Origin of the sequence: Paraburkholderia hospita, assembly GCF_002902965.1 — a bacterium.
GTDB classification, from domain to species: Bacteria; Pseudomonadota; Gammaproteobacteria; order Burkholderiales; family Burkholderiaceae; genus Paraburkholderia; species Paraburkholderia hospita.
Genome location: NZ_CP026105.1, coordinates 2,947,048 through 2,961,912, shown reverse-complemented (window position 1 = coordinate 2,961,912; position 14,865 = coordinate 2,947,048). Strand labels below are relative to the sequence as shown.

At 60.0% G+C, this 14,865-nt stretch carries 15 protein-coding genes and 1 pseudogene; 13 read left to right on the top strand and 3 right to left on the bottom strand.

The window, feature by feature from the left end:
* Positions 1-125: 125 nt before the first annotated feature.
* From C2L64_RS54825 to C2L64_RS13420, 12 genes and pseudogenes are all read left to right on the top strand, one after another.
* Positions 126-905: an IS66 family transposase zinc-finger binding domain-containing protein gene (locus C2L64_RS54825; RefSeq protein WP_244144692.1), complete on the top strand. Its 780-nt coding sequence runs from the start codon at positions 126-128 to the stop codon at positions 903-905.
* Positions 802-1,575, top strand: a complete 774-nt coding sequence (locus C2L64_RS54820) for an IS66 family transposase (RefSeq protein ID WP_244144693.1) — start codon at positions 802-804, stop codon at positions 1,573-1,575. The genes C2L64_RS54825 and C2L64_RS54820 overlap by 104 nt, the downstream gene beginning before the upstream one ends.
* A 77-nt stretch (positions 1,576-1,652) precedes the next feature.
* The gene (locus C2L64_RS13465) at positions 1,653-1,883 is read left to right on the top strand and encodes a transposase (protein ID WP_407671718.1); all 231 of its coding nucleotides are present in this window, start codon (positions 1,653-1,655) and stop codon (positions 1,881-1,883) included.
* Entirely contained in the window at positions 1,880-2,332 is a 453-nt protein-coding gene (gene tnpA, locus C2L64_RS13460; RefSeq protein WP_081498762.1) for an IS66-like element accessory protein TnpA, read from the top strand. Before C2L64_RS13465 ends, tnpA begins: the two co-directional genes overlap by 4 nt.
* A complete protein-coding gene (gene tnpB / locus C2L64_RS13455; protein ID WP_158660510.1) occupies positions 2,329-2,664 on the top strand; it encodes an IS66 family insertion sequence element accessory protein TnpB in 336 nt (111 codons plus the stop codon). The genes tnpA and tnpB (C2L64_RS13455) overlap by 4 nt, the downstream gene beginning before the upstream one ends.
* Before the next feature lie 63 nt (positions 2,665-2,727).
* Entirely contained in the window at positions 2,728-4,260 is a 1,533-nt protein-coding gene (gene tnpC, locus C2L64_RS13450; protein WP_007576368.1) for an IS66 family transposase, read from the top strand.
* Positions 4,261-4,635 carry a DUF1186 family protein gene (locus C2L64_RS54815; RefSeq protein WP_244212200.1) on the top strand — a complete coding sequence of 125 codons (375 nt, stop codon included), beginning with the start codon at positions 4,261-4,263 and terminating at the stop codon, positions 4,633-4,635. It abuts the gene before it with no gap.
* Positions 4,611-4,964, top strand: coding sequence for an IS66 family insertion sequence element accessory protein TnpB (tnpB, locus tag C2L64_RS13440; RefSeq protein ID WP_086916615.1), 354 nt, complete (start codon positions 4,611-4,613; stop codon positions 4,962-4,964). Before C2L64_RS54815 ends, tnpB (C2L64_RS13440) begins: the two co-directional genes overlap by 25 nt.
* Positions 4,965-4,995: 31 nt before the next feature.
* Complete coding sequence (gene tnpC, locus C2L64_RS13435; RefSeq protein WP_103153695.1) at positions 4,996-6,576, top strand: IS66 family transposase; 1,581 nt, start codon at positions 4,996-4,998, stop codon at positions 6,574-6,576.
* 76 nt (positions 6,577-6,652) lie between these two features.
* Positions 6,653-6,841 (top strand): annotated as a pseudogene (locus C2L64_RS13430) (transposase domain-containing protein); the annotation flags it as partial.
* Between the two features lie 655 nt (positions 6,842-7,496).
* On the top strand, positions 7,497-7,772 hold the full coding sequence (locus C2L64_RS13425; RefSeq protein ID WP_090839227.1) for a hypothetical protein: 276 nt from the start codon (positions 7,497-7,499) through the stop codon (positions 7,770-7,772).
* Between the two features lie 804 nt (positions 7,773-8,576).
* Positions 8,577-9,701, top strand: a complete 1,125-nt coding sequence (locus tag C2L64_RS13420) for a GNAT family N-acetyltransferase (RefSeq protein ID WP_090839229.1) — start codon at positions 8,577-8,579, stop codon at positions 9,699-9,701.
* A gap of 6 nt (positions 9,702-9,707) precedes the next feature.
* Here the strand turns inward: C2L64_RS13420 and C2L64_RS13415 are convergent, their stop codons facing one another.
* The gene (locus C2L64_RS13415) at positions 9,708-10,508 is read right to left on the bottom strand and encodes an IS5 family transposase (RefSeq protein WP_007583990.1); all 801 of its coding nucleotides are present in this window, start codon (positions 10,506-10,508) and stop codon (positions 9,708-9,710) included.
* 910 nt (positions 10,509-11,418) lie between these two features.
* The gene (locus tag C2L64_RS13405) at positions 11,419-12,597 is read right to left on the bottom strand and encodes a TIGR03118 family protein (RefSeq protein ID WP_090839236.1); all 1,179 of its coding nucleotides are present in this window, start codon (positions 12,595-12,597) and stop codon (positions 11,419-11,421) included.
* 230 nt (positions 12,598-12,827) lie between these two features.
* Between C2L64_RS13405 and C2L64_RS13400 the strand changes: the two genes are divergently transcribed.
* Positions 12,828-13,265: a hypothetical protein gene (locus C2L64_RS13400; RefSeq protein WP_090839230.1), complete on the top strand. Its 438-nt coding sequence runs from the start codon at positions 12,828-12,830 to the stop codon at positions 13,263-13,265.
* Between the two features lie 854 nt (positions 13,266-14,119).
* On the opposite strand, the gene C2L64_RS13395 is transcribed toward C2L64_RS13400, so the two are convergent.
* Positions 14,120-14,425: a DUF4148 domain-containing protein gene (locus C2L64_RS13395; protein ID WP_103153716.1), complete on the bottom strand. Its 306-nt coding sequence runs from the start codon at positions 14,423-14,425 to the stop codon at positions 14,120-14,122.
* Between the last annotated feature and the right edge of the window lie 440 nt (positions 14,426-14,865).

Genomic DNA, 14,865 nt, shown 5'->3' with positions numbered 1-14,865 from the left:
TCGTCCTGGATTCCTAGGGCGGGGCGCAGATGCGCGACAGCGTGCCGGTCGCGATGCAGGGTGAGGTGCCTGCGCCCTATCTGCGTGTGAGCTGAACGCACGATCAGCATGCCAGTCAAAGCAGCATGCCGATCAACGTCACCATCGATGCCGACGAACTGAAGGCGCTGCTCGCGATGCGCGAGCAGCATGACGCGCTTCAGCGTGAGCGTGACGAGTTGCGCAGCACGTTGCGCCTGGTGACGGCCGAGCGCGACCTTGCCGAGGAACGACTGCGCGCGTACCGGCGCGAACTGTTCGGTGCGAAGAGCGAGGCGCGCGATTCCGACCAGCTCGGCCTGTTCAACGAAGCCGAAGTGCTCGGGGCAAACGCGACACCCGCGCAGGAAGACACGCCCGCAACGAAGGTCACCGCGCACACGCGCAACAAACGTGGCTGCAGGCCGCTCGATCCCGGCCTTGCGCGCGACATCCACCGTCACGAACTGCCTGAGGCCGAACGGTTCTGCGCCAACGACGGCCATGCGCTTGTCGAGATCGGCGTGGAGATCAGCGAGCAACTGAACGTGATTCCGGAGCAGATTCGGGTCATCCAGCATCAGCGCGTCAAGTATGCGTGCCCGTGCTGTGACCTGGGCATCAGGGTCACGCCGGCGCCGCCTCGCATCATCGCGCGAGGGCCGCTGAGCGAATCGGCACTCGCGTGGGTTGCCACCGGCAAGTACCAGTTCGGCATGCCGCTGTACCGGCAGGCAGGTCTGCTTCGGTGGCGATATCTCATCGAACACGCTGGTTGCGAACATGGTCCGCGTTGGCCTCGCGACGCAGCCCGTGATCAACCTGATGCGCGATGCGGCTCGATGCCGAACTGGTCTACTGCGACGAGACAACCTTCCAGGTTCTGAAGGAAGAAGGCCGTCTGCCGCAGACGAAGAGCTACCTTGGGCGCAGATGACCGACTCGGATACGCCCGTGCGCGTGTTCACCTATACGCCTGGTCGCGGCGGCAAGCTGGCCGACAAGCTGTTCGCCGGCATTCGCGAAGGCGCCGTACTGATGACCGACGGCTACGCCCCTTACGACGGCATCGCGCAACGCCATCACCTCATCCATCTCGCATGCTGGACACATGCGAGGAGGGGCTTTGTACCGGCGGAGGACAACGTCCCGAAGGCCGCGCGTACGCCCGAGCTGCTGGCTACGCGTTTCATCAAACTCATCGGCAGGCTGTTCGCCGCCGAGGCGCGCAGCCAGACATGGAAAGCCGAACGACGACAGCGGCTGCGACGACGATACAGTGCGCGCGTGCTCGACGTCCTCCACCGGCTGATGCTGCAGCATCAGCCCAATGTCGTACCTGGCAGCTTGCTGGGCAAGGCGTTGAACTACCTGCGGGGGCAATGGACAAAGCTGGTCCGCTACATCGAGAACGGCAACTGGCCAATCTCGAACAACCCCTGTCATGCCGCTAGCGGCATGAACCCAGTTATGCCGACTAATCGGGGAGTCGGCATAACCCCTGTGAAAACGCCATCAGGCCATTCTGCCTGGGCCGCCGTGGCTGGTTGTTCGTAAGCGATCCATCTTTGACGTCTGGCAGTAAGCCGCAGGAGCGAGGAGCATAGGTGTCCACCAACTGGAGGTGGACACCTATGGCCGAAAAAAACTCAGAGTTGAAAGTGGTGCGTCAGAGCCGCGACGGACGGCGGCAGTACGACGAGAAAGGCAAGCGCGCACTCATCGAGGCGGCGCTGTGCTCAGGCGTGTCGGTTGCCCGCCTGGCGCAGGAGCATGGAGTGAACGCCAACCTGCTGCGCAAGTGGATCACGAAATATCTGCTTGAGCGTGAAAAAAACAGTAAGCCCCCGGCAATGTCACCTTGAACCGACAGGACGAGGAAGCGACGATCGTGTCCACCTATTTTTTAAGTGGACACGTGTACGCTATGAACGAGAATGAGGCGATTCTGGAAGTGGTGCAGCCAACGCGGCGGCGCCGCCACAGCAAGGAGTTCAAGGAGAAGGTGATCGGCGCGGCGATGCAGCCAAATGTGTCGATCGCCGCGGTGGCACTGCATTACCGGTTGAATGCGAACTTGTTGCGGCGATGGGTAGCCGCCCGGGAAGAGCAAGACCTCGCGCGCGAGGCGCGCCAGTCGATGAGCGCACCGCCGGCGGAGTTTGTCCCGCTGCAACTGGAAGCGCCAGGCGCGGAGCCCACTTCGACGGAGATCCAGATCGAGGTACGCCGCGGGGCGGCGACCGTGACGGTACGCTGGCCACTTTGCGCTGCAGCCGATTGCGCCGCCTGGTTGCAAGGGTGGCTGCGATGATCCGCATCGACGCGATCTGGCTGGCGACGGAGCCCATCGATATGCGCGCCGGTATCGATACAATCCTGGCGCAAGTAGTCAAGGTGTTCGGCGCGGCACGTCCGCATCACGCGTACCTGTTTGCCAATAAGCACTCGACGCGCATGAAGGTGCTCGTGTACGACGGGTTCGGTATCTGGCTGGCCGTGCGTCGGCTGAACAAGGGGCGATTCATCTGGACGAACGGTGACCAGGCGATCGCCACCGCGCTGAATCCCGAGCAGTTGCGAGCGCTGGTGACGGGGCTACCCTGGCAGACGCTCACGCACGATCACGCGATCACCGTCGTGTAATACCCCCAAAGCCGTAAACTGGCTTGCTTGCCGCAGCGGGTTGGGTTCTGGCAGACTGGCCTCATGAACCTGCCCGCCAACCTCGACACCCTGAGCCCCGACGAACTGCGCACGCTGGCTGCGCAGTTGATGGCTCAGGTCGGTGAGAACGAGCGGGAACTGCGCTACCGTCAGACGCGCATTGACCAGCTCACACACGAGATAGCCACGCTCAGGCGCTTGCATTTCGGCAAGCGCAGCGAGCAGCTCAACGTCGAGCAGATGAGTCTGCTCAATGAGGCTATCGACGCCGATCTGGCCGCACTTGAAATCGAACTTGAGCAGTTGCAGCCGACTACGCCGGCGGGCGAGCAACGTCAGAAGCCCAAGCGCACACCGTTGCCCCCACACTTGCCGCGCACCGACATCCACCACGAACCCGAGGACAAGACGTGCTTGTGCGGTTGCCAGCGAGTGCGTATCGGCGAGGACATCAGCGAGAAGCTGGACTATACGCCCGGGGTGTTCACGGTCGAGCGGCACATTCGCGGCAAGTGGGCCTGCAAGGCGTGCGAAACGCTGATTCAGGCGCCGGTTGCGCCGCATGTGATCGACAAGGGCATTCCCACCGCCGGGTTGCTCGCACAGGTGCTGGTCGCCAAGTACGGCGATCACTTGCCGCTGTACCGTCAGGAACGCATCTTCGAGCGCGCCGGCCTGGCGATCCCGCAATCGACGCTTGGCGAGTGGGTCGGCGTTTGCGGCGTACGGTTGCAGCCGCTAGTCGACGCGCTTCGCGAAGTGCTTCTGCAGCACGATGTGCTGCACGCCGATGAGACGCCGGTGCAGATGCTGGTACCCGGCAAAGGAAAGACGCAGCGCGCGTACGTATGGGCGTATGCCACGACGCAGTTCGCCGATGTGCGCGCCGTGGTCTATGAGTTCGCCGACAGCCGTGCGGGCGAACATGCTCGCGCGTTCCTTGGCGATTGGCGCGGCAAGCTGGTATGTGACGACCACAGCGGCTACAAAGCCGGATTCGAGCTGGGCATCACTGAAATCGGATGTGTTGCGCATGCCAGACGGAAGTTCTTTGAACTGCACACCAACCACAAAAGTCAGATCGCCGAACAGGCACTGAAATACTTCGGCGCGCTATACGCTGTCGAGCGCGACGTCGCAGAACTCAAGCCGGATCGCAGATGTGAAGTTCGCCAGGAGCGCGCACGGCCGATCGCCGATGCCTTACATGAGTGGATGCTCGCCCAGCGCAAACTGGTCTCCGAGGGATCGGCGATCGCCAAGGCGCTCGACTACAGCCTCAGGCGCTGGGAGGCGCTCACGCATTATCTGGTCGATGGGCATGTGCCCATCGACAACAACTGGCTGGAAAATCAGATCCGTCCCTGGGCCATCAGCCGATCGAACTGGCTGTTTGCGGGATCACTGCGCGCGGGGCAACGCGCCGCTGCGATCATGAGCTTGATTCGAACTGCGCAGCTCAATGGCCACGATCCCTACGTCTATCTGAAAGACGTGCTCAATCGCCTGCCTACCCACCGAGCCGACGATATCGCCGCGCTTCTACCGCATCGCTGGGCACCTGCCGCGACTTGATTGACGGCAATTTACGCCCAGGGATGCCTTTGCCGGGCGCTTACAAAAAACAATGCGCCGACACCGCAGGACACCGTTGCCAGGGAGCACGATTTCCCACCGTCCGCGGGCGAGATAATCGACAGCGTATCGGACGGACGCCCGGATTTGATCAAGCCGGTGGTGCAGACTTCGGCACCTTCGCCATTTGTGCCCGTCGTTGCGGTGTCGTCGGCGCATCCACCGCCACCTGCGGTGCCGGTGATGGCGCTCGCGTTGCATGTGCGCCTTTCCAATGGTGTCGAGTTTGACATCGGGGAAGCAAGCGTCGAGGAACTAACCACCGTAGTCCAGATGCTCGGGAGGATGCCGTGTTCCGCTTCGACGAAAGCCTGAAAGTCTACTTGCACCGCGATCCCGTCGATTTCCGCTACGGCATGAACAGCCTGTCGATTCTCGTCGAGCAGGCCATGCATCTGAACCCGATGGACTCCTCTCTTTATATCTTCGGAAACCGCCGCCGTGACAGGGTCAAGATCATCGGTTGGGATGGTAGTGGTTTCTGGCTGATGACGAAGCGCCTTGAAACAAGCCGTTTCATCTGGCCCGACAGGAAGACCGAGGTCGTAGCATTGACGCCAGCGTCGCTGCACGCGCTGCTCGATGGCGATGACATCACTGCGATCCGCCGACATCCACGGGAGGAATATTTGCGCGTGAGCTGAACATGGGCGGGCATGCATGGTCTAATCCGGCATGCCCGCCCAGATCACGATCTCCGCCGACGAGCTCAATGCGTTACTCGCCATGCGCGAGGCGTATGCCACCCTTGAGCGCGAGCACGAGGAAACCCGCAGCATGCTGCGTCTGGTGAGCGCGGAGCGCGACCTGGCCGAGGAACGGCTGCGTGCCTACCGGCGTGAGCTGTTTGGTGCAAGGAGCGAAGCACGGGACTCGGAACAGTTCGGGCTGTTCAACGAAGCTGAGGCGCTTGGCGCGAATGCGGCACCCGCCCAGGAACATACGCCCGAAACGAAGGTCGGTGCGCATACGCGCAAAAAGCGCGGCCACCGCAAGCCGCTCGATCCCGGGCTGCCCCGCGAGATCCGCCGGCACGAACTTCCGGAGGCCGAGCGTTTCTGTAGCAACGACGGCCATGCCCTGGTCGAGTTCGGCGTGGAAATCAGCGAGCAGCTCGACGTGATTCCTGAGCAGCTACGCGTGATCCAGCATCAGCGGGTCAAGTATGCATGCCCGTGCTGTGATCTGGGCATCAAGGTCACACCGGCGCCACCACGTATCATCCCACGAGGACTCCTGACCGAATCTGCACTTGCCTGGATCGCGGCGGGCAAATTCCAGTTTGGCATGCCGTTGTATCGTCAGGCTGCCCTGCTTCGCCGCTTCGGTGGTGATATCTCGTCAAACACGATCGCAGCCAGCATGGTTAAGGCCGGCCTCGCAACGCAGCCAGTCATTAACCTGATGCGTGACGCGCTGCTAGAGGCAGCGGTGATCCTCACTGACGAGACGACCTTCCAGGTCCTCAAGGAGAAAGGGCGCAAGCCACAGACGAAGAGCTACCTGTGGTGTCAGATGACAGGCACGGGAATCCCGATCTGTTGCTATACCTACACGCCGGGTCGTGGGGCAAAGCTGGCCGACAGGCTGTTCGCTGGCGTGCAGGAAGGCGCCGCGCTGATGACCGATGGCTATGAGGCTTATAACGGTATCGCCGAGCGGTACAAGCTCGTGCACCTTGGTTGCCTCGTTCACGCGAGACGTTACTTCGTTAAGGCCGAGGAAAATGTTCCCAAGGCGGCACGTACGCCAGATCTGCTCGCAACACGCTTCATCAAACTGTTTGGCAAGTTGTTTGCCGCCGAGGCACGCAGTAAAACGTGGAATGCAGACCGGCGTCAGCGCTTGCGGCAACACTATAGCGCCCGCGTACTCCAGGTCATCAAGGATCTCATGATCGAGCAGTCTCCAGGGGTGCCGCCCCAGAGCCTGCTTGGCAGGGCACTGCGCTATCTGCGTGAGCAGTGGCCGAAGCTGGTGCGCTACCTGGAGAACGGCGACTGGCCGGTATCGAACAATCCTTGTGAAAATTCCATTCGCCCGTTTGTCGTTGCACGCAAGGGCTTCCTGTTCGCAGATACGGTTGCCGGCGCACATGCCAGCGCAAATCTCTTTAGTCTCGTTGAAACCTGCAAGGCCAATGGTATCGATCCATACCGCTACCTGACCTGGCTGTTCGAGCGCCTGCCTCTGGCAAAGACCGCCGACGACTACGAAGCGCTCGTGCCTTGGCGGATGCCGCCCTCCCAGAACTGATTCGCAGCATATTCACTCCACGAATCAACGCGCCTGTCTACTACACAGAGGGGCGGCGATAATGGATCGCTTACGGTTGTTCGCAGATACTGTCGGCGGCGCGAACGCCAGTGCGAACCTGTACTCGCTGGTCGAGACCTGCCGCGCCAACAGCATCGATCCCTACCGTTACCTTCACTGGCTCTTCCAAAAACTTCCTTGTGCAACGACCGTCGAGGACTACGACGCGTTGCTGCCGTGGAAGATGCCCGCCGAACTCCGCTGAGCCCTCACCGCCACGTCCCAGAGGCCGGCGCAACTACTCTGAGAGGCGTGAAATAAAGACCGCTTACGTCGAATCCCGTGATCCAGGTCAAACGGACGAAGAGCGGGAGCAGCGACAGCCATAGCCCTCGGGCAAACGTTTGCTCTGTCATCGGCACCATGTCGACAGCCTCGTTGGAACATGCATGTATAACGGCGTCTTTCCACAAATTGTTTAACAGCGCCAAGCGTAGGAGGTAGTTGGAGGTCGTTCGTCCGCGTAAGCCACCAGGAACGTGCTTCGGCGCGCCGCCGGCTTCGTCGCATCAGGCGGCCCTCTCCGCCGCTCCGCCGCCGGCCCCGGAGATCAACGTTGCAGTACGCTCTTCGACTAAGCCTTGGCGTGTTCGATCGAGGAAGAACACCAGCAGGCGACACTTTGCCTGTAGCATCTGCCGCGTGGTTCTTGCCATGGTTGCCAGCCATCCGATGCGCGGCCGACGACAGTCCGGTCCGGAAGACCGAATGTTCCGCACGTCAATTCCAAAGCACTGCATAGTATTTGCATCGCGTGTGGCAAGACGCACATACGCTGCGAGCGAAGGATCGGTAAATAGCAACCATGCAATGCGCGTAGACACCAGCGAAAGAACAACCAAACGCAGGGGGACCGAATCATGTTGCGACTGCTTGCAAACCTGATTGCACATCACGCTCCGACTCCCGAGAAGCAGGCTGAACGCCAGTTGAAAGATTTGCGCATGGACCTTTTTCAGGCCGAGCAACATGTAATTGATGCGCAAATGCGTGCAGATTACTTCCGGGCCCGCCTGGCCTTTTTAGAGGAAGTGAGAAGCAAGGGAATCGAGCAAGTCTCCGATCAGCGCAAGGGTCGCAGCGAAGAACGTGAAGTAAGCCTCCGGCCCGGACTCAAGCTCAAAGCGGCGCAATAGACCTCGTTCGAGAGAATTGCCGGCGGGCGCTCAGAAAGACTATAACGTGCCTCGAAGGGTTGCGCGGCGCCGCCGCGGTGCTCATTGTGATCTTTCATACCAGTTTGCGCTGTGCTGCTCCGCGCGACAAAAGAACAGCATTCTCGTAATCGACCTGTTTCTCGTGTTTAGCGGCTTCGCGATCTGCTCTGTGTATAGCGGCCTATCAACTGGCGCTGTACAGAACATTTGTGATCGATCGCTCCGGCCGGCTTTGGCCGGTGCATATCGCGACGCCCATCATTCGCGCCGTCGTCACTGATGCAATCGTCGCTACCTGGCGGTTGCACGGTGTATATCCGGATTTCTTACCCTGACGACCGCTGCCAAGGGCGTGAAACGGTGTCCGAGAACCAGCATCGCTGCTGCCACGCCCACCCTACGGCCGAACCGGTCGGTGCACCTTGGGGTGGCCGCGGGTGCCAGAAAGCCCAGTCGCCCCAGTGTCCGGATGACGGTGCGGGCGAACGACTCTTCATGGTCGAGAGCACCCGTTCAATGGGGGTGCCGTAGAGCTGCCGTTGAAATGTTCGACGGCAGCTTTCGGGCGACTTCTGTGAATGAGTACAGTCGGGCCATGAACGGTCATCGGTAATCGTTTAATGGCTATATGGGTTTCCGCACAAAGCACGCAAGCTTGCACTGGAATCCAACCTTCATTTGCCTAAGATTGCACCTTATGTATTGCCTGCTTGGCGCCTCCCGCTTGCTACAAACGACGATTTCTATCGAGCTGGCCTACCCGTGGCCCAACCGGAGGAACATATGGATGAACCGAATTTACGTCTTGACATTGTTAGTGACCCTGTCGAGTTTCGTGCCCTGAAACCGGAATGGAACGAGCTCTGGTCAAGAGCGGAAGGCCGCTACCACCAGGCTTTCACAGCATGCTGGTTGTGCTGGACCAAGGTCGCCCAACCACGCGGCAGAAAACTATGCTGCATCACCTTGCGCCAGCAAGGTCGGCTTGTCATGGTATGGCCGCTCGTCGTGTACCGGAAGCTCTGTTGGACGGTTGTGCGTCCGCTTGCGAGCGAATCTACGGACTATACGAACATCCTTGTGCAGGACGGACCGACGGCTCGGAAGGCGATTGAACGCGCGTGGTGCGCGGTCCAAAAGCGATGCGGCGCCGATATCATCCTCCTACCGTTTCTGAATGCTGATTCGAAATTGTTCGAACTGGCGTCGAGGAAGCGAGGCGTTGTAACGAAGACGGTGCATCCAGTGGCGGTCGCAATGTTGCGCAGTGAGACCGATTGGAGGTCTTTTAGCTCGTCGCTTGGAACATTATTCAAAAACAAGCCTGGTGCACTGGAACGGCGCCTGTCGAAAAAGGGAGATGTGAGAATTCGCTTTCTTGGACCCGAGGACGGCGAGGAAAATGCTCGTTTGGTGGATTGGATGTTTCACTGCAAGCGCCAGTGGGCCGATCGCGTGGACAAAAAGGGGGCATGGTTATACTCGATGGAATATCGAAATTTTCTTGTCGCCTTGCTCAACCAGACCGATGGCGAAGTCATTGCTCGACTCGTAGTCGTCAGCCTCGATGGCGCGCCGCTTGCGGTGAACATTTTAGGGTTGGGCAAGACCTGTGTGGACGATCTTATAGGGGGCTTTGATCCCGCCTACTCGCGGCAGTCGCCCGGCGCCATTGCGACAGAGCATTGCGTTAAATGGGCGCTCGAACATCAGCTCGACCTTGACTGCGGTGCCGGCTCCGAAAAATATAAAGGCTACTGGAGTCGTAACCACATCTTGACGATGTGGAGTATGCAAATCGCAAACACACGATGGGGACTACTCGCCTTTCAAGGAGAGAACCTCCGTCGGCTCTTCCGTTGGCAACCGCCAGTTGACAAAACGGAGGAGAGTCTTGCTGCGGTTTAGACCGTGTTATGAACTTCGAAGTACTGGCACTGCATGCACGAGCATAAGCATGGCAAAAACAACGAAATGAAGCCCCGCCAATGTTTCAGGTAATCGCTCATAGTCGCGCGCGAGGCGGCGAAAACGGTTGAGCCAGCCGAAGCTGCGCTCGACCACCCAGCGCCGGGGCAGCAGCACGAAGCCTTTTTTTGCTTCCTGCAGTTTGATGACCTGCAGCTCAATGCCCTCATTGCGTGCAGCCTGAGCGGCATCTTCACCTGTGTAGCCCTGATCTGCGAAGGCCACCTTGACCGTCTCTCCCGTAATGTCCTGCACCTGACGCGCGAGTTCGCCTACCTGCGCGCGCTCCTGTTCATTCGCCGGTGTCACATGTACCGCAAGCAAATGTCCCAGCGTGTCGACCGCGATATGGACTTTGCTGCCACGCTTGCGTTTGTAGCCGTCATAGCCCGCACGTGGACCACTCTCGCAAGTGGATTGCATCGTCCGCCCATCCAGAATCACGGCGCTGGGCTGGCCCTGCCGACCTTGCGCAACACGGATGATCGAGCGTAAATCGCAGACCATGTTCTCAAAACAACCTGCCTGCAGCCACCGCTGGGTCTGCTGGTACACCATCTCCCACGCGGGAAAGTTGTTGGGCATCATTCTCCACGGCGCACCGGCACGCACGATCCAGCGTAACGCGTTGAACATTTCGCGCAGTTCGTATTTGCGCTGCGGGGCCGCTTCATCCATCAATGTCAGATACGGCGCCACGAAACTCCACTCTTCGTCGGACACGTCTGTTGGGTAAGGCTTGCGCATTTCTTTTGTCATGCGCCCAGGATACCAGGTTCCACAAAAAGTTCATAACACCGTCTAAGGCAATGTTGACTATGTCCAACAGTCCTATGCATCAACCGTTATAGGGCTGTGTAACTGCAAATTCAAAATGCGACGCGGCTGCGGCAGACGCTCGCGTGGGCGCAGGTCGCAGTACCCGGCAGCAATGGAGGTGGCCATGAGCTTCGGAAAACCTGGCGAGATTCTGGCCAAGATGCTGACTGATCGTCCGTTAGGGACGAACGAATTCGGGCGCACGGCGATGGATGACTTTCGGCACTTCTGCGCATATACCGGGTGCTCGCCGGAAAGGGTTGGCGCAGAGACTTACGCTTGAGCAATGCTGGCTTTTAGCACTGCAAGCCCGACCCGATGCATGCCACGCTCGCACAGCGGCCTTTCGCGCAGTGGAACGGATCGCTCGATGTCCGAATTTCCCTAATCGACCGATCACGCGCCGTCCGATGTGCCGGAGTGAATGGCGGTTGTACCCCCGGAAACTGCCTTTGATTTCTCGCTGAGTCGGAGGGCCGGAGTGGGTCGGTGACAGAACTATTCGGGCGGGCGCGACCCAGGCAAACGAATATCCATAACTCTTCCCGCACTTTGCTGCCAGTCTGGAGCCGACGTGAAAACCGAAGAGCCTACGAGAGCGCGAAGGGACGGCGTGCGTTCGACGTTCTGCCCTCGACGTGGCAACGCCCATGCGCTTTGGCGGACGAGCGAAGAGATGGTTGGTGAATCGTTCTGACGGTATTCAGTTTTCCTGCGCGCGGACCGGCAGTTCCCTGTCTGCCCGAGAAGAGCCGGTCGCGTCTGGCAAGCTCCGCGACCGGCTGAGGTCAGGTTCTTCGCGTCTCCAAACCGGACCGATACGTCGTCGCGCTGCCGATTATTGCCCCTCCTCAGCCGACGCGTGTGCCTTGGAGGCGCTCGTCGGAGCTATGGTACCGAACAATCCATTGACCTCCTTGTTAGGACCTGCCGAGAAGTACACCGTGTCCGGGCTCGAGTTGCGGCCGCCGCCGAGTGTCAGAGTCCACAGGCCGTCGATTGCCAGTGGATTGCCGAACTGATCCTCCAATTGATCGACGAATCTGCCGTCGTTGTTGAAAACATTGATTCGGCCATTACCGAAATTGCCAATCAGGATTTTGCCGCTGAAACGTCCGAATGCAAATGATGCGCGCGTGATTCCCCAGGGCGAGTCGAGTGGACCCCGGCTGGCGAAGCGGCGCAGCAAGTGGCCGTCTGTATCGAATACGTCGACGAAACCGTGACCGTCGCCTGCAACGTCGTCCTCCTTGTCCTTGTCCTGCTTTGCATATGTAACGAAAAGGTCGCCATCGATGTTCGCGATGCCAAACGGTGCGTATCCGGCTGGGATGTGTCGGTCCATGAAGCCGCCGTCCGTCGTCGCGGGCGTGAACAGGCCCTTCGTGCCGCCGCTCGGTCCGAATACATCGATCCGCCCTGAACGAAAATTCGTCGCGAACAGGAATACTCCTTTCGCGTTAACACCGACGACAAGACCCTTGTAGATAGCCCCAGAGGACGAGTTATCGACCGCGATTACGGCGTGGTTCGGCGGATTCAGGCCACCGGCCCAGGCGGAAATCGTGCCGTCTTCGGTCGCGAAGATGAATGCGGCCGGGATCGTGGTACCTGGCACGAGAAACGCCGGCGAGGGATTCCACACCATCCCGGTCGGCTTCGCGGGCGCGGTCTTCGGTGGATTGTTGGGAAAGAAGGGGCGACACGCGCTGTCCGGTATGACATTGCCTGGCAACGGGATGGAGACCTGCAGCGCCACCACCTTTGTCCCCTCGCCGTCATACAACGTGGCGCAGCCTGTGGCGTTGTCGTTGACCCAGAATGGACTTGCTGCCGGACTAAACGCGACACCCCAAGCGTTCTGTAGTACCCCGTCGACCTTCGGGGCAGAGCCTGCCACGTTGGAAACGAGTGGTGTGACGACGTAAGCATCATCCGGAGCGGCATGCCCGATTGTGAAACCGGCGGCGAGGACGATCACGGCCGCTGCTTTGAGACCCCAAGAGACCTGAGACATGACTACCTCCTTCATCTGACTGGGCGAGAAATCGCCCCGCGATAGCGCCAGAGGCGGGTAAACGATCGCCGTAGTTCAAAAATTCCCGCGGTCCTCAAAAACTCTACTTACCACCCGGTCGAATGGCGCGATAGAGTCGACCGTGGGACTTCGACTCAATTCATGGATCTGAACGTGTTTCAAGCAAGCGCTCGCGATATGCCGGCTTTCACGTCGCCAGGGTGGGCGACATGGATTCGTGGCTGCGTCGCCACGCGGTGTTTGTGACCGCCTTGAGCGGCGCCCTCTATGAAGTCGCCGGCGACCCCTACGCCTTTCCTCGGATAGCGCCGGGGTTCGAGTTCATCCTGGCTATCCGTGAGGGATGGGAGGCCATGGACTGGCACGCAATCGGCTCCGCGCCATTGGCGCTGTGCGCAATACTCGAACGGGGTCCGTTCCCCATCGCGGCCGCATACTGGAAGCGCCTGCTCGATTCGCCGCGAGGCGAATACTACTTCGCACGGCACGCGCGGCGGGCGGCCACTGAAATGTCGGCATTGGCGGGCGACATTCTTGTCCTCCTGTGTGATGACGCGGTACCGCGTCTGCGTAGGTTGTACGCGTCGATAGACAGGGTGGCCGCGACTACGAGGCAACCCGATCGACAAGCGAGGCCGCGGCCGTGAGAATCATTTTCGGAATTCTTGCCGCATCGATGTCGCGTCGAAATCTGCCTCGCGCACACGGGCCTGTTGGCGCTGGCGGTGCGGACCCAAATACCACAGGAGATGGGCCCCACTGGACGTGGTTCGGCTGTCCCTTGCCAGCCCACGACGCATAATGATGTCCAACGCTACACCGTCGCGGCGGGACGCATCATCAAACGCAGCAGGACAGGTAACGCGTCGATCACCGCTGGCCAGCGGACGCACCACGCAAACAAGGTTGCGCTGTCCGCGCTGCGGCGAACAATCGTTGCAGCCACTCCTGTTCGATGTTGCTGCCGGCGCAAGATTGCGGCTCCCCAACTTCCCGTTTGGAGTTTGTCGACCATGAAGCGCATCGACCGAGGTGCGCATTTACACGTGAGTGAAATTCGTGGAGTGGCAGCCCGAGAGAGGCAGGGCCCAAGGCGTTGGCTATCTGGGCGGCTTCATCAGCATGGCCGATGTTTCGACTATCGCAGCGGTGCTAGCAACGGCCGCTGTACCTCGGAAGCTGCCGTTGTGTTCTAGCTTGCGCGACCGTCCGTAGTGGGTCGCCTTCCGCCGAATGCAATCATATCGACGGCGGACAACACTGTCGTACAACATCAGTCCGGGGTAGGCCGATTCGAGACATGGCCACCAATGTCTCGGTCAGTCTCTGCGAATGAGTACTCTCGACCCACATGAGACGATCATCAGCGACAGCCGAAAGTCCGCAGTGCACAGGATTGTGTTGGAAAAGTCGGCCCGTGGTTCGAAATGTGATGGGTCAAAACGACCAGAAATCAATCCGAAGCGGGCCTCACGGATGTCCGCAGTGGCTCCGGGGCTTCTCACCAGGGTTGAAACTGCTGGCACTCCGTTTCGAACCAATAGTCGACCAGGCGCTGCGCCGCCTGTAGATCCTCTGGGTAGTATGGGTCGTCGTACCATGGTGACGGGTCGTAGCCCGCTTTCCTGAGGGCCGCAAGCTCGCTGTGGTGTTGCGCCATCGTCGGAGGCGCGTTGCTTCTAAGTGCGGCCAAGTCGCGGCACTCCGTTGGGCTCAGGGGCGGCCCGCTTTGTGGCACGACGGCACATCCAGCCAGCAGGAGCACCAACACAGTAAGCGTCGGGCGAGTTCTCGTGAGGTTTTCCATAGCGCATCTCCACGCATCCGATTGGCGCAACGCTAGTGGTGCGATGCCGCCAGTCGCGCGCGACTTCGCGTTGATCCAATGCGTAATCCGCAGCCATCCGGGTTGAACCATGTCGTGACTCAAGATCACTCCAGGCTTGGTGGCTGGCATTCATTCCAGTGCCGCGGGAGCCGTCAAAGCACATACCGACAGCGCCGGCACAGGGCGCAAGCAGGATCGGACAACGAATCACGCTCCGATCGTCAGACTGCCATTGCGATAGATAACGCGATTGATAGACGCTTATTCCGTCGTGCCTGAAGAAATCGACTTTCATTGGCGATGCGCATCGCGCGGGTAGGCCGTCCCGCCGAACGGGAAATGCAGCGTGCGGTATGCCTTACTCGCAGACGCCGACTCGAACGCGGTGCTGGATGGACCGGCTGCTTTGACGCTCACAG

What these genes read in the sequence shown, in the direction of transcription:
- C2L64_RS54825 (WP_244144692.1), top strand. Translation starts at nt 126, where the DNA reads ATGCCGATCAACGTCACCATCGATGCCGACGAACTGAAGGCGCTGCTC.
- tnpC (WP_007576368.1), top strand. Translation starts at nt 2,728, where the DNA reads ATGAACCTGCCCGCCAACCTCGACACCCTGAGCCCCGACGAACTGCGC.
- C2L64_RS13415 (WP_007583990.1), bottom strand. Translation starts at nt 10,508, where the DNA reads ATGCGCAAGCCTTACCCAACAGACGTGTCCGACGAAGAGTGGAGTTTC.
- C2L64_RS13465 (WP_407671718.1), top strand. Translation starts at nt 1,653, where the DNA reads ATGGCCGAAAAAAACTCAGAGTTGAAAGTGGTGCGTCAGAGCCGCGAC.
- C2L64_RS13420 (WP_090839229.1), top strand. Translation starts at nt 8,577, where the DNA reads ATGGATGAACCGAATTTACGTCTTGACATTGTTAGTGACCCTGTCGAG.
- C2L64_RS13395 (WP_103153716.1), bottom strand. Translation starts at nt 14,425, where the DNA reads ATGGAAAACCTCACGAGAACTCGCCCGACGCTTACTGTGTTGGTGCTC.
- C2L64_RS13400 (WP_090839230.1), top strand. Translation starts at nt 12,828, where the DNA reads ATGGATTCGTGGCTGCGTCGCCACGCGGTGTTTGTGACCGCCTTGAGC.
- C2L64_RS13425 (WP_090839227.1), top strand. Translation starts at nt 7,497, where the DNA reads ATGTTGCGACTGCTTGCAAACCTGATTGCACATCACGCTCCGACTCCC.
- C2L64_RS54820 (WP_244144693.1), top strand. Translation starts at nt 802, where the DNA reads ATGGTCCGCGTTGGCCTCGCGACGCAGCCCGTGATCAACCTGATGCGC.
- tnpC (WP_103153695.1), top strand. Translation starts at nt 4,996, where the DNA reads ATGCCCGCCCAGATCACGATCTCCGCCGACGAGCTCAATGCGTTACTC.
- tnpB (WP_158660510.1), top strand. Translation starts at nt 2,329, where the DNA reads ATGATCCGCATCGACGCGATCTGGCTGGCGACGGAGCCCATCGATATG.
- C2L64_RS13405 (WP_090839236.1), bottom strand. Translation starts at nt 12,597, where the DNA reads ATGTCTCAGGTCTCTTGGGGTCTCAAAGCAGCGGCCGTGATCGTCCTC.